This window comes from Bradyrhizobium sp. SZCCHNR1053, from assembly GCF_032381235.1.
Taxonomy (GTDB): domain Bacteria; phylum Pseudomonadota; class Alphaproteobacteria; order Rhizobiales; family Xanthobacteraceae; genus Bradyrhizobium.
This window is the reverse complement of sequence record NZ_JAUHJM010000008.1, coordinates 33570-47487: the sequence shown is the minus strand read 5'-3', so window position 1 is coordinate 47487 and position 13918 is coordinate 33570. Positions and strand designations below refer to the sequence as shown.

Below are 13918 nucleotides of genomic sequence, written 5' to 3'. Positions count from 1 at the left end.
ACCGTCGACACAGAGCTTCGGCCTCACCGCACCACGACCCTTCGCGCCAGCGCCAGGCCCATCAGCACGAAGGCGGATGTCACCTCGGGGCCGCCGACCAGGATGCGGGTCGGGGTCTTCATCTTGTTCCATTCATAGGCGCGGTACGGATGCCGCCGGCCGCCCTCGCCGAACGACGTCACGATGCAATGCACCGCGGGCGCGAAGCTCGCCGCAGCGCCGCCGAGATGTCCAAGCGCAATCAGCGCCAGCGCGGCGTCGAACGGGTTCATCTCGCGGCCGATCAGCTCGTCCTCGACATAGCCGAGCACGCGCAGACGAATGAGCTCGAACGCGCCGTCGGGATCGATCGCCCGCCGCGCGGCGGGCGGCAGTGCCATGAAGGCGTGGTAGCAGCGGCCGAAATAGGCGCAATACAGCTCCGGCAGATAATAGATGTGCGCGCGCGGGTCGGCGAAGGCGCCGCTCAGCACCAGCCGCTGCTGGAAGCCGACGATTCGCCTGACGACGTCGAGCCGGGCTTGCGTCTCCAGGACCTGCCAGCGTGCGAGGTTGCGGAACGACACTTCGAGCACGTCGAGATTCAGCGTCGGATCGAGATCGTTGCCGTAGGGCCGCTCGCCGGCCAGGCTGTCGATCCAGGTCGCGACGCCGCCTTCATAGTCGATGTTGTCGTTGATCGGCACCGTCACGCGCGGCTCGTTGCCGCCGGCGCGCACCTGGTAGCCGGCATAGAAATCCAGCAGCGGCTGGCTCAGCATCGGATCGTCCGAGCCGGCCTGCGTCGCGGCCGAGAACGAGCACGCCGTGGTGTCGCAATCCGGCACGTAGACGCCGAAGCCGAGGTCCTGCTTGATCTGGGTGAAGAAGCGCGAGAAGCGCGGATGCGGCGGCGGCGCCAGCGCGGTGACGACGTCGTAGCTCTTGCCGTCCGCGCCGCGCACCTCCTCGCGGCTGACGGTCAGGCAGAACTCGACCATGGCCGAAATCGCCGTGCGCGCCGCGGTCGTCTGCTCCGACGAGGCGAGGCCCGTCTCCAGATAGCTCAGCAGCGCCTCGGTGAAGAACGCGTCGTAATAGGCCGAGCGGTGGCGGATCTGCACCGGCTCCCACATCGGCTCGGCGATGCCGCGCCACGGCGGATTGATGACGGCCGCCGCCGGCGATCGCGCGATGAAGACGCGGGCGAGGTTGAACAGCAATGTCGAGTTCTTGTAGCCGCGCGCGTCCAGCCCCTGCAGCGCCATCAGCACCTCGCGGCCCTTCATGTCGGGATCGCCGATCAGGTTGAAGGCGGCATAGGTCGGGATGAAGCCATTGCGGCTGAACGAGCCGAGCAGGTCGGCGCCACAGGCCCGGATCACGCGGTCGATCTCGCCTTCCGGCGGCATGGCCGCCGCCGCGGTCCGGCGCGGCGGGGCAGGGTGATGCAAGGCGACGCTGTCGACCAGATCGGCGATCGGGCGGCCGACCTGCTCCCAGTCCGGCGTCGGATTGTCGCGGGCGAGAACCAGCGCGTCCCGCAGCGCATTGAGAACAGCGGGATCGTTCAACTCGGGCAGGCCGGCACGGCGCAGCAATGCGCGCAGCGCGGGGTTCCCCAGCGCGGTCCGGTAGAATTTCGACAGATGCGGGTCGCCGCTGCCGGGCCGGCGCAGGATGGGATCGCAGACCTCGTACAGCGAGGGCCCATCCTTCCGGGCCGTCAGTGCGCGGCAGGCCGCGCCGGCGAAATACTGGAAACTCAAGCGAGGACTCGCGGGTTGTCGGAGGCGGGACGAACGGCATGCGCTGCTCGAAACGCCCGGCAACGGCGCGTCACGCGCATGCATGGGGCAAACTGACACGCTGGACGGCCAAAGACAACGTGACGGCGGTCACGGCGCGAGGCGGATTGGGCGGCAATATGGCTTCCCGGCGGTCCGCCCAGGGCCCTTTGGAGATCGGCGCCATGGTTAAATTTGCGTTTCTCTTCAAGTGCTTGAAAAGTCAAGGCTGTTCCGATGTTGCTTGGGATGCGGGTTCGGGTTAAGCCTTTCCTCGTTGCGGTGCCGCAAATTGCGCGCAATTCGACGACACATCGTCTCGCAACCCCTCAAACCTCAGAGGCGCCAGCGCGACCAAAGGGTGCGCCCCTTTGGCCACGCTTGGGCAGGCTCGGACCAGGATTGACGTGATGACCGCAAGGCAGCCTTCTCTCTCCCGCCGATCGGCCGTGATCGCCGCCGCGCTTCTCTGCACGGTGTCGCTCGCGATCGGTGCGCATGCTGCCCTCAACAAGCGTTCGCTTGAGGCGCCCAAGGCGGCAGCCTCCGAGCAGAGCAGCGTGGCGACCGGCAACGGCGCGCGCCTCGCGCTGGTCATCGGCAATGGTCATTACCCCGATGCGAATGCGCCGCTCGTCCAGCCGATCAACGATGCCCGGGCGCTGACCGGCGCGCTGCGCCGTGACGGCTTCGACGTCGATGTCGTCGAGGATGCCAACAAGGACGACATGATCCGCGCGGTCGAGCGCCTCAAGGCCAGGATCAAGCCCGACTCGGTCGTGATGCTGTTCTTCGGCGGCTACGCCATCCAGGCGGGACGCGAGAGCTACATGATCCCGGTCGATGCCAAGATCTGGAAGGAGGCCGACGTGCGCCGCGACGGCACCAGCATCGAGGGCCTGCTCGATACGGTCCGCGAGCAGGGTGCGCGCGCCAAGCTGGTCGTGATCGACGCCGCGCGCCGCAATCCCTATGAGCGCCGCTTCCGCGCCTATTCGCACGGCCTGGCGCCGATCAATGCGCCTGCCAATGCGCTGATCCTGTCGTCGGCGACGCCCGGCAAGGTGCTGGACGATCCGAAGGGCCAGAACAGCGTGCTGGTCGGCGAGCTGCTCAATCAGCTCGGCAAGAGCCCGAGCGCCGAGGCGGTGTTCAACAAGACCCGCAACGCCATCGCGCGCAGCTCCGACGGCGAGCAGGTGCCGGCCGTGTCGTCCTCGCTGGTCGAGGACATCCGCTTCAGCGCCGACGTCGCGAACGCCGGCAGCTGAGGCGGCGGTTTTCCATCTCTCGTCCAACGCATCTGACGCTCGGAGCGTCTGCCCCGCTCTCACCAAGCTGACGGTCAGCTCCCCTCCCCCTTGCGGGGAGGGGTTGGGGGTGGGGGTTCGCAGGCGCCGCGCGTCGTTGGCTTGAGCCTTCCCTACAAGCCGCTTTGGCAGGGATAGCGGTTCCCCGCATGGCCCTGTCCTAGATCGCTGAAGATTTCCCTGGAGCTCGCGCGCTCATCACGTCGAGTGCGACTCGGAGAACCCCCACCCCCGACCCCTCCCCGCAAGGGGGAGGGGAGCGGACCGCGTCTGGCGCGGTCTCCCCGCTATGTCCCGCAGGACTCGGCCGTGTCCGTCAATTGCTCGCCATCACCGGCCGCACCGGGTCGCCTTCGCGCAGCAGCGCGCCGGCGCGGGTGACCACGACGTCGCCCTCGGCGAGGCCGTCGCGGATCTCGACCTGGCCGCCGGCCATCAGGCCGATCTCGACCCGCTTGGTCTCGATGCGCTGGGCGCGGACCACCTGCACCACCGTGCCGTCCGGGTCGTACAGCACGGCGGTCAGCGGCACCGCGACGCCGCAGCTCTGGCCGATCTTGATCACGGCACGCCCGAACGAATTCACCAGCAGCCGCGCCGTGCCGTTGATGCCGATGAAGGCCTGGCCGAGCTGGCTGTTCGGCTCGACGGTCGGCGCGACCCTTCGAATCTTGCCTTCGACCTCGCCGGCCCCGACGATGCGGATCCGCGCCGTCTGGTTGACCGCGAGCTTGGCGAGCTGCGCGCTCGGCACCAGGCCGACGAGATCATATTCGTTGCGGGCGAGAATGGAGAACAGCGCCTCGCCGCGACCGGAGGCAAACGCGCCGATGGTGGCGCTCGACGACAGGATGGTGCCCGCCACCGGCGCCTGGATCATGATCGTGCCGCCCTCCGGCGGCGTCAGCCGCGCCAGGTTCTGTCCGGCCGTGACGGTGTCGCCGGCATCGACCAGCACCTCCGCGACCTTCAGTCCGGGACGGTCGGGCCTGACCGCGGTCTCGTCGCGCGCCAGCACCATGCCGGACACCTCGACGGTGTTGTCGAAGCAGGCCTTGGTCGCCTTGAGCACGCTGACCGCGGCGCCCCTCGGCGCGGTGTCCTCGGCCGCCGCCGCAGCCTGGATCATCGCCAGCAGGCCGGCGGCGGCGAGCATCGGCATCCGGCGCATCGTGGCGGCAATTGCGGCATGTCCCATGCGAAACCGATCCTCGCGAAAACCCATTCATTGAACGGCCGTGGTCGAGATAGCAGACGCGCAGCCGCCGGGCCAGCCGACCCGCGTCCCTGGTAGTCGCGCCAGGACGCCGCGACGTTCAGCCGACGCCCCCCGAACTTCTCGGCAGCGTCCACGTTGACGCTGCCGATGTCAGCCATCTCCACTTGAGACTCACGCTCATGCTTCGGCCCTGGATACCGCTTCTGCTCTGCGCCGTCGTCGTCACGCCTGCGGTCTCCGCCGAGCTCACCGCCGACGCCGTCAACGGTGCCGAGCTGCGCAAGCGGCCGCCGGCCGAGGAGAAGATGGACCCAGTGGCGATCCGCGCCCAGGTGCTGCTCGATCGCGCGCGCGTCTCGCCCGGCGAGATCGACGGCCGCTTCGGCGACAATGCGCGCAAGGCGCTCGCCGCATTCGCGCGCGCCAAGGGGCTTGTGGGCGATCAGGGCCTTGCCGGTGATGCGAAGCTGACGCCCGAGCTGTGGGATGCGTTGCTGCGCGGCGACCAGGCGCCTGCCATCGTCTCCTACACGATCACCCGCGACGATGTGAAAGGGCCGTTCCTGAAGAAGCTGCCGCAGCACATGGAGGACATGAAGGACCTGCCGGCGCTCGGCTACACCTCGCCGCGCGAGGCGCTGGCCGAGAAATTCCACATGAGCGAAGCGCTGCTGTCGGCGCTCAATCCGAAGGCCGGCTTCGACAAGGAGGGCGAGCAGATCTCCGTCGCCAATGTGATGAAGCCGGACGACGCCGCGCCGAAAATCATGCGGCTCGACATCAGCAAGGACGCCGGCACCGTGCAGGCGTTCGACCGGGACGGCAAGCTGGTGGCGGTATTTCCCGCCACGGTCGGCAGCGAAGAGAAGCCGACGCCGGTCGGCAGCTTCAAGGTGATCTCGATCGATGCCAACCCGAACTACCGCTATAACCCCGACTACAAGTTCAAGGGTGTGAAGGCGCGCAAGCCGTTCACCATCAAGCCCGGCCCCAACAACCCGGTCGGCGCCTATTGGATCGGCCTGTCGGTCGGCATCGGCTACGGCATCCACGGCACCGCCGAGCCGTCCAAGGTCGGCAAGTCGGAGTCGCATGGCTGCGTGCGGCTGACCAATTGGGACGTGCGATTCCTCGGCGACCACCTGGCGAAGAAGGCGAAGGTGGAGCTGCATTGAATGTTCACAATCATTCCGGGGCGGTTGGATTGCTTCGTCGCTTCGCTCCTCGCAATGACGGAGCACGTCAATCTGCATCTGCGCGTAGCGGCCGATTTATCCAGTCATCTCAACTTGATCTGGGCTGTCCAGATGTTCGGTAAAAAAGAAATCGCTTGCGCCGTCGGGCAAATCAGGACGAGATTTCCGCCCGTCCCGCCTCATTGACGAGGGGCGCTTCGCGAACGTCACGATGCGTTGGGGTGGGATGCGATGGCCGCGATGTGGCGCAGCGTGCAGGGCACGCCGACGTACGCCATGCCGCGGACGGTGAAGTCGCAGGGTCCTGGCCTCCCGACGCTGAGGTCCGCGCAACGTGCGTGATGCGCGCGTTGTCGTTACGGTGACAAACAAGCCCGGTCACCGGGGAGACTGCGTATAAATCGTAAAGCCATCGCGCAGGGAGGGCCGGGTCATTCCGGCTGTACCTGTGGTTCTGCCGCCTGCATTTTTTCTCGCAGGCGGACCGCAGGCCTCAGCCGAGGCCTGGCTCTCCCTGCGCCCTCTGCTTCAAGAGGGTGTCCCGATGATCACAGCTCGGATGCGAAATGCGTCGCGAGAACGCGGTCGTGCGGCAGCGTGGGCTGTTTGACAATCACATCAGAAGAACAGGTCTGAGGCATCACCTCGCAAACGACCGCGACGGCGCCACATGCAGTGCGTAGGCGTCGGCCGCCTCGCTCACGCGCGGATAGAGCTCGGTCACCAGCGGATCGTGGCCCGGAATGAATCGATCCGGATGCCCGGCGAGGCGCTCGATGATCTCCCAGCCCTGGATCATGTCGCCGATATTGAGCACGATCGGAAACGGGCTGCGGCGCTGCAGGTTGGCGTAGTAGTGCGCGGCGTCGGAGGCGAGCACGACCGGGCCGCGCGCGGTCTCGACGCGCACCACCTGCAGCCCGTCGGAATGGCCGCCGACCCGGTGCACGGTGACGCCGGGCGCGCCCTCGCCGTCGCCGTTGTGGAAGGTGACGCGGTCGCCATAGACGTGGCGCACCATGGTGGTGACGTGCTCGACGGTGAACGGGTAGCGCAGCATGCCGTTGCACATGCAGCGGCCCGTGGCATAGGCCATCTCGCGCTCCTGCAGGTGAAAGCGCGCGTTCGGGAAGCGGTCGAGATTGCCGGCGTGATCGTAGTGCAGATGGGTCACGATGATGTCGCGGATGCCGGCCGCCGCGACGCCGAAGGAAGCGAGCGCGTCGATCGGATCGCGCGTCAGGGTGCGGTGGCGGATCTCGGCCTCCGCGGCGTTGAAGCCGGTATCGACCAGGATGTCGAGCTCGTCACGGCGGATCAGCCACACGAAATAGTCGAGATCCTGCGCCGTGCTGTCGTGCGGATCGGGCTGCAGGAAGTTCATGTGCGGCGTGCGCGGCGACATCGTCGCATAGCGCAGCGCGTAGATCTCGGCAGCGTTCCCCATGATGGCCTTCTCGTTGGTTGGGCACGGCCGCCATCGAGCCATCGGCAGGGATCGAGGTCAATCGCATCGAGGTCAATCGCGGTGCTCGTCGAACCGGACGGCGCGCTGCCGCGACACAGCGTGAGGCATCTCACATTTCAAGCCATTGGGATCGTTGCATGGTCCGCTCGTGTCATGACCCGCAGCTCGCAAGAGGCTCCTGCGGGCGGTCGCCGCCTCAGACGATTCTTCAACCTCTGCAAGCGGTTGACGTGCCGTCACGGCGATTTGATAATGCCTGACGCGTGGGATATGGTCGCCGCGGCGCAAGCTGGACGGCGCCTGATTGCTGACCGCTGGACCGCCATCGTGATGACTTTCCGCCTGCTGTTGCCGCTCGGCCTGATGTTCTCCGTCGCGTTCTCGGCCGTGGTCTCGGCCGTGGTCTCCTGGCCCGCGCGCGCGGCCGGCGACCGTTTCGCGCTGGTGATCGGCAATGCAAAATATCCGGATGCCGAGGCGCCGCTCAAGGAGCCGGTCAACGATGCCCGCGATCTCACCGACGAGTTGAAGCGCGACGGTTTCAGCGTCGAGACGCTGGAAAATGCCGGCGGCGACGCGATGCGCCGCGGCCTCGATCGGCTCTATGGCAAGATCAAGCCGGGCTCGGTGGCGCTGCTGTTCTTCTCCGGCTACGGCATCCAGTCGAGCCGGCAGAGCTACATGATCCCGGTCGACGCGCAGATCTGGCAGGAGGCCGACGTGCGGCGCGACGGCATCGGCCTCGAGCAGGTGCTGCAGGAGATCAACAGCCGCGGCGCCGGCGTGAAGATCGCGCTGCTCGATGCCTCCCGGCGCAATCCCTATGAGCGCAGGTTCCGCACCGCCTCGGCCGGCCTCGCGCCGGTCATCGCACCGAGCGGTACTTTGGTGATGTACTCGGCGGCGCTGTCCGCTGTCGTGACGGATGGCGGGCGCGATCGCAGCCTGTTCGTGCAGGAGCTCCTGAAGGAGATCCGCGTTCCCGATCTCACCGCCGAGGAGACGCTGAACCGCACCCGCGTCGGCGTCACCCGTGCGTCGCGCAGCGAGCAGGTGCCGTGGATCTCGTCGTCGCTGGCGGAGGACTTCTCCTTCGTGCCGGGCAATGGCGTCAGGCCGACGCCGCCGGCCGAGAGCAGTGTCGCACCTGCACCTGCGCCTGCGCCGACCCCGACACAGGTCGTGGTGGCGCCGCCGGTACCGTCACCGCTGCCGCCGGCTCCGCCCGCGCCGCAGCCGACGCCGGTGCAGAAGGTGGATACCCCGCCGCCCGCGCCGCCGATTGCTCCAGTGCCGCCGGCCCCGGCGCCATCTCCTGTGATCGCGAACGTGGCGCCCGCCGCTCCGGCTGCGCCCGCGGCCCCCGCCGCTCCGGCAGCGCCCGCGCAGGATCCGTTCGCCGACGATCCGACGATCAAGAGCCTGAGCGCCAAGATCGCGGCCAATCCGGAGGATGCCGGCGCGCTGTACCGGCGCGGCCAGGTGTATGCGAGCAAGGGCGCCTACGCGCAGGCGATCCGCGATTTCGACGACACCATCCGGATCAATCCGAAGGACGTCGAGGCGCTCAACAACCGCTGCTGGGCCCGCACCGTCGTCGGCGAGCTGCAGCCTGCGCTGCGCGATTGCAACGAGGCGCTGCGGCTGCGGCCGAATTTCGTCGACGCGCTCGACAGCCGCGGGCTGGTCAACCTCAAGAGCGGCGCGGTCAAGAACGCGATCGCCGATTTCGATGCGGCGCTGAAGATCAATCCGCGGCTGACGTCGTCATTGTACGGCCGGGGCCTCGCCAAGCAGCGCAACGGCGCCGCGCAGGAGGGCGCGCTCGACATCGCCAACGCCAAGGCGATGGACCCCAACATCGTCCGCGAGTTCGAAGCCTACGGCGTGCGCTGATTTCTTGCGCGCGTCGGCCGGCCGGCTCGAACCATGCGGCAGGCCGGACCGACATAACAGCGGACAGCCGGGTGTCGCGAGCGGGCCTTCGCGGCGGACACCGGGATGATCAGTTCGCGTGAGGAGGGATGGCAATGACCGCACCGAAAACGAATTCGACCAGGACCGCCGGCCTGACGGCTCTCCTGGCCGCGACGGTCCTGAGCGCGGCCGCGTCGCTGAGCGCGATGCCGGCGTTCGCGGCCGATGATGTCAGCGAGGATCAGATCGTCCGCGCGTTGGCCGGGCCGAAGAGGCCGCTGACCCGCGGACTGTCGATGTCGCCGCCGTCCGAGGCCGCGCCTGCGGTCGCGCCCGAACAGGACAAGTTCCTGCAGAGCATTCGCGGCCGCTCGACGCGGTCGCTGTCCACGGCCGAGCGCGAGGAGATCGCGGCGGTCGCCAAGACCAAGCCGAACATCGACCTCGAGATCACCTTCGACTACAACTCCGCCAACATCAGCCAGAAATCGCTGCCGTCGGTGCAGGCGCTCGGCCGGGCGCTGACGAACGCCGAGCTGAAGGGGTCGACCTTCGTCGTCGCCGGTCATACCGATGCCGCCGGTGGCGAGGCCTACAATCAGGACCTCTCCGAGCGCCGCGCCGATTCGATCAAGCGCTATCTGGTCGAGAAGTTCGGCATCGCCGGCGCCGACCTGGTGACAGTGGGCTACGGCAAGAGCAAGCTGAAGGATCCGAGCCAGCCGCTCGCCGAGGTGAACCGCCGCGTTCAGGTCGTCAACATGCAGAGCAAGACGGCGGCGGCCAAGTAGCGTCGCGTCCATCAAGCGCCGTCGGGGGTCGCGTGGCCGGAGATCGAAGTGAACGGATGCGTCCCGCAGGATTGTGGGGCGCATCGCCTTGTCGGGGCGCCCCGCGCCAAATTCGCAGCATCCATAACCCGCATCTCGCGCCGACCGGATCCACCTGCCGATGAAGCTGCCAAAATCCCTCAAAACTGCGGCCAGCGCGGTCGTCTTCGTGGCTCTGTTCGCCGGCTATTACTGGTACGAGCATCGTTCCCATCACGCTGCCGAGGAGCCGCCGATGCAGGCCCAGGTGCTGGTGACCAAGGCGGTGAAGGCCTGCTTCTCCGATCTCGTGCGCGTCACCGGCTTCGTCATGGCCCGCCGCGAGGCGGTGGTCGGCGCCGACCAGGAAGGCTCGCGAGTCATCGACGTCCTGGTCAAGGAGGGCGACACCGTCACCGAGAACCAGGAGCTGGCGCGCCTGACGCCGTCACCGCCGCAGCCGGGAGCGCCGGCGGCGGCCGCGAACCGGCCGGTGTCGCTGCGTGCGCCGGCGGCAGGACTCGTCACCGAGGTCCGCACGATCGCCGGTGCGCCGGCCTCGCCGCAGGCCGGTCCGATGTTCCGTATCGCCGTCAACAACGAGCTGGAGCTCGACGCCGAAGTTCCGAGCATTCATCTCCTGAAGCTCGGCGCGGGCGCGCCGGTGCGCATCACCCGTGACAACCTTCCCGACATTGTCGGCCGCCTGCGCGTGGTGGCACCGCAGGTCGACCGGACCACCCAGCTGGGCCATGTCCGCATCGCGCTGACCAGCAGTCCGTCGCTCAAGCCTGGCATGTTCGCGCGCGCCAATATCGATGCCCGGCGGAGCTGCGGCGTCGCCGTGCCCAACACGGCGATCGATCATCTCACCATCCAGGTCGTGAAGGGCAACACGATCGAGACCCGCCGGGTGCGGGTCGGCCTGGTGTCGGATACATCGAGCGAAATCCTCGACGGTCTGACAGAGGGTGAAATCGTGGTGGCCGACGCCGGCAGCTCGCTGCACGACGGCGACCAGATCAAGACCATGTTTGCCGAAGACATCGATCGCACGCGGGTACGCTGATGGCACTGAATATTTCGGCATGGTCGATCCGGAACCCGCTGCCATCGATCCTCTTCTCCATCATCCTGCTGATCCTGGGCTGGATGAGCTTCACCAAGCTCGCGGTCACGCGGCTGCCGAACGCCGACATTCCGGTGATCTCGGTCGCGGTGGCGCAATTCGGCGCGGCGCCCTCGGAGCTTGAATCCCAGGTCACCAAGATCATCGAGGACGGCGTCTCCGGCGTCGAGGGCGCGCGCCACATCCAGTCGCTGATCACCGACGGCCTGTCGGTGACGACGATTACGTTCGCGCTCGAGACCAACACCGATCGCGCCATCAACGACGTCAAGGACGCCGTGACCCGGGTGCGCTCCGACCTGCCGCAGAACGTCACCGAGCCGCTGATCTCGCGCGTCGACAAGATCGGCCTGCCGATCGTCACCTATGCGGCGATCTCGCCGGGCAAGACGCCGGAGCAGCTGTCGTTCTTCGTGGACGATGTGGTCAAGCGCGAGCTGCAGGGCGTGCGCGGCGTCAGCCAGGTCGAGCGCATCGGCGGTGTCGAGCGCGAGATCCTGGTCTCGCTCGATCCCGACCGGCTGCAGGCCATGGGGCTCACCGCGGTCAATGTCAGCCAGAGCCTGCGCGGCACCAATGTCGACGTCGCCGGCGGCCGCGCCGAGATCGGCAAGAACGACCAGGCGATCCGCACGCTTGCCGGCGCGAAAACGCTGAACGAGCTGTCCAACACGATGATTCCCTTGTTCGGCGGCGGCGAGGTCCGGCTCGCCGATCTCGGCACCGTGACCGACACGATCGCCGATCGCCGTACCTTTGCGCGCTTCAACGGCGAGCCGGTGGTCGCGCTCGGCATCAAGCGCTCCAAGGGCGCCAGCGACGTGGTCGTCGCGGCCGCCGTGCAAAAGCGCATCGACCAGGTGAAGGCCGCCCATCCCGACGTCGATCTGAAGCTGATCGACACCTCGGTCGAGTTCACCAAAGGCAACTACGAGGCCGCGATCTCGACCCTGTTCGAGGGCGCGATCCTGGCCGTCATCATCGTGCTCCTGTTCCTGCGCGACTTCAGGGCCACGGTGATCGCGGCGATCTCGCTGCCGCTGTCGATCTTCCCCGCCTTCTGGGCGATGGACATCCTCGGCTTCTCGCTGAACATGGTCTCGTTCCTGGCGATCACGCTGTCGACCGGCATTCTCGTCGACGACGCCATCGTCGAGATCGAGAACATCGTGCGCCACATGCGGATGGGGAAGTCGCCCTATCGCGCCGCGCTCGATGCCGCCGACGAGATCGGGCTCGCGGTCATCGCGATCAGCCTCACCATCATCGCGATCTTTGCGCCGGCGAGCTTCATGTCCGGCATTGCCGGCCAGTTCTTCAAGCAGTTCGGCATCACCGTCTCGGTGCAGGTGTTCTTCTCGCTGCTGGCGGCGCGCTTCGTCACACCGATGCTGGCGGCCTACTTCCTCAAGCATCACGACCATGACGATCCGCCGCCGGGGTTCATCCTGCGTGCCTATCAGCGCATCGTGACCTGGTCGGTAAAGCACTACTTTGTCACGGTGCTGCTCGGCATCGGGATCTTCGCTGCCTCGATCTGGAGCACGACGCTGCTGTCGCAAGGGTTCTTGCCGGCGCAGGACGCGGCGCGATCGCTGCTCGCGATCGAGCTGCCGCCGGGCGCGCAGCTCGCCTACACCGAGAAGGTCACCGAGGACATCGTCGCGCGCCTGCGCAAGCGGCCAGAGGTCCGCAGCGTGTTCGTCGACGGCGGCCGGCTCCAGGGCGCGATGGAGGTTCGCCGCGCCGGGATGATCGTCAACTACACGCCGAAGACCGAGCGCAAGATCACCCAGAAAGAGCTCGAACTCGAGATCACCAAGGATCTCGAAACCATTCCGGACATCCGCTTCTGGTTCACGGACGAAAACGGTCTGCGCCCGATCAAGCTGGTGCTGACGGGCTCGGATCCCAAGCTGGTCGACAACGTTGCGAGCGAGCTCGCCTCGCAGATGAAGCGGATTCCGATCATCTCCAACGTGGTGTCGGACACTTCGCTCGACCGGCCGGAATTGCGGGTGCAGCCGCGCGCCGACCTGGCCGCTCGTCTGGGCGTGTCCACCGAAAGCCTGTCGCAGACGATCCGCGTCGCCACGATCGGAGATGTCGGACCGGCGCTGGCGAAGTATGACGCCGGCGGCCGGCTGGTCCCGATCCGGGTGCAGCTCGAGGATGCAGCGCGCAGCGACGTGAAGATCCTCGAACAGTTGCGGGTGCCGCTCGGCCAGTACGGCGAAAAGGGCGGCGTGCCGCTGGCGGTGGTCGCCGACATCAAGCTCGACCAGGGGCCGACCAGCATCAGCCGCTACGATCGCGGGCGGCAGGCGACCGTCGCCGCCGACCTCGTCGGACTGGCGGCGCTCGGTGATGCAACCAAGCAGATCGATGAGCTGCCGGTCAGAAAGAGCATGCCTGCCAGCGTCAAGCTGATCCCGTCCGATGACGCCGAAAGCCTGAACGAGCTGGCCTCCGGCTTCATCGCGGCGATCACGGCGGGCCTGATGATCGTCTACGCCGTGCTGGTGCTGCTGTTCGGCACCTTCCTGCAACCAATCACGATCCTGTTCTCGCTGCCGCTGTCGATCGGCGGGGCGATCGGAGCTCTGATGCTCACGGGCAAGCAGCTCACGATCCCGGTCTATATCGGCATGATGATGCTGATGGGTATCGTCACCAAGAACGCGATCATGCTGGTGGAGTTCGCGGTCGAGGCGATCCATGCCGGGATCAGGCGCGACGAGGCGATCATCGATGCCGGCATGAAGCGGGCGCGTCCGATCGTGATGACCACGATCGCGATGGTCGCCGGCATGATGCCGAGCGCGCTCGCGGTCGGTGCCGGCGGCGAGTTCCGCTCGCCGATGGCGCTGGCGGTGATCGGCGGGCTGGTGTTCTCGACCGTGCTGTCGCTGTTGTTCGTGCCGGCGATGTTCCTGGTGATGGACGATGTCGGCGCGTTGTTCGCCCGGCTCGGCCGCAAGCTGATCGTCTCCTCCGGCGAGGCCGCCGACGAGGCGCAGTCCGGCCATGAGCCGGAGGCGGCGCATCAGCCCAAGTCGCCGCCGTCGGCGATGTCGCCGGCTGCGGAATGAGATGACGTGCCG

10 protein-coding genes are annotated in these 13918 nt (G+C 67.3%); 7 read left to right on the top strand and 3 right to left on the bottom strand.

Annotated features, from left to right (window positions below; genetic code table 11):
- Nucleotides 1-23: 23 nt before the first annotated feature.
- Complete coding sequence (locus tag QX051_RS19285; protein ID WP_315777223.1) at nt 24-1748, bottom strand: hypothetical protein; 1725 nt, start codon at nt 1746-1748, stop codon at nt 24-26.
- 428 nt (nt 1749-2176) lie between these two features.
- Between QX051_RS19285 and QX051_RS19280 the strand changes: the two genes are divergently transcribed.
- Entirely contained in the window at nt 2177-3037 is an 861-nt protein-coding gene (locus tag QX051_RS19280) for a caspase family protein (RefSeq protein WP_315777222.1), read from the top strand.
- A 355-nt stretch (nt 3038-3392) separates the two neighbouring features.
- On the opposite strand, the gene QX051_RS19275 is transcribed toward QX051_RS19280, so the two are convergent.
- Complete coding sequence (locus QX051_RS19275; RefSeq protein WP_315740774.1) at nt 3393-4274, bottom strand: efflux RND transporter periplasmic adaptor subunit; 882 nt, start codon at nt 4272-4274, stop codon at nt 3393-3395.
- A 200-nt stretch (nt 4275-4474) separates the two neighbouring features.
- Between QX051_RS19275 and QX051_RS19270 the strand changes: the two genes are divergently transcribed.
- Together QX051_RS19270 and QX051_RS19265 are read left to right on the top strand one after the other, a co-directional pair.
- On the top strand, nt 4475-5470 hold the full coding sequence (locus QX051_RS19270; protein ID WP_315777221.1) for a L,D-transpeptidase family protein: 996 nt from the start codon (nt 4475-4477) through the stop codon (nt 5468-5470).
- Nucleotides 5471-5677, top strand: coding sequence for a hypothetical protein (locus tag QX051_RS19265; protein WP_315777220.1), 207 nt, complete (start codon nt 5471-5473; stop codon nt 5675-5677).
- A gap of 454 nt (nt 5678-6131) precedes the next feature.
- On the opposite strand, the gene QX051_RS19260 is transcribed toward QX051_RS19265, so the two are convergent.
- The gene (locus QX051_RS19260; protein WP_315777219.1) at nt 6132-6938 is read right to left on the bottom strand and encodes an N-acyl homoserine lactonase family protein; all 807 of its coding nucleotides are present in this window, start codon (nt 6936-6938) and stop codon (nt 6132-6134) included.
- 351 nt (nt 6939-7289) lie between these two features.
- Here QX051_RS19260 and QX051_RS19255 point away from each other — a divergent pair, with 351 nt between their 5' ends.
- The 4 genes from QX051_RS19255 to QX051_RS19240 all read left to right on the top strand — a co-directional run bounded on the left by QX051_RS19255 (nt 7290) and on the right by QX051_RS19240 (nt 13906).
- The gene (locus tag QX051_RS19255) at nt 7290-8855 is read left to right on the top strand and encodes a caspase family protein (protein ID WP_315777342.1); all 1566 of its coding nucleotides are present in this window, start codon (nt 7290-7292) and stop codon (nt 8853-8855) included.
- 134 nt (nt 8856-8989) lie between these two features.
- Entirely contained in the window at nt 8990-9667 is a 678-nt protein-coding gene (locus QX051_RS19250; protein WP_315777218.1) for an OmpA family protein, read from the top strand.
- 160 nt (nt 9668-9827) lie between these two features.
- Nucleotides 9828-10754: an efflux RND transporter periplasmic adaptor subunit gene (locus tag QX051_RS19245; RefSeq protein ID WP_315777217.1), complete on the top strand. Its 927-nt coding sequence runs from the start codon at nt 9828-9830 to the stop codon at nt 10752-10754.
- Nucleotides 10754-13906, top strand: a complete 3153-nt coding sequence (locus QX051_RS19240; RefSeq protein ID WP_315777216.1) for an efflux RND transporter permease subunit — start codon at nt 10754-10756, stop codon at nt 13904-13906. The genes QX051_RS19245 and QX051_RS19240 overlap by 1 nt, the downstream gene beginning before the upstream one ends.
- The last annotated feature ends 12 nt before the right edge of the window (nt 13907-13918 follow it).

Coding starts and splice junctions, on each gene's coding strand:
- QX051_RS19280 (WP_315777222.1), top strand. CDS start 2,177: ATGACCGCAAGGCAGCCTTCTCTCTCCCGCCGATCGGCCGTGATCGCC.
- QX051_RS19275 (WP_315740774.1), bottom strand. CDS start 4,274: ATGGGACATGCCGCAATTGCCGCCACGATGCGCCGGATGCCGATGCTC.
- QX051_RS19270 (WP_315777221.1), top strand. CDS start 4,475: ATGCTTCGGCCCTGGATACCGCTTCTGCTCTGCGCCGTCGTCGTCACG.
- QX051_RS19265 (WP_315777220.1), top strand. CDS start 5,471: ATGTTCACAATCATTCCGGGGCGGTTGGATTGCTTCGTCGCTTCGCTC.
- QX051_RS19260 (WP_315777219.1), bottom strand. CDS start 6,938: ATGGGGAACGCTGCCGAGATCTACGCGCTGCGCTATGCGACGATGTCG.
- QX051_RS19255 (WP_315777342.1), top strand. CDS start 7,290: ATGACTTTCCGCCTGCTGTTGCCGCTCGGCCTGATGTTCTCCGTCGCG.
- QX051_RS19250 (WP_315777218.1), top strand. CDS start 8,990: ATGACCGCACCGAAAACGAATTCGACCAGGACCGCCGGCCTGACGGCT.
- QX051_RS19245 (WP_315777217.1), top strand. CDS start 9,828: ATGAAGCTGCCAAAATCCCTCAAAACTGCGGCCAGCGCGGTCGTCTTC.
- QX051_RS19240 (WP_315777216.1), top strand. CDS start 10,754: ATGGCACTGAATATTTCGGCATGGTCGATCCGGAACCCGCTGCCATCG.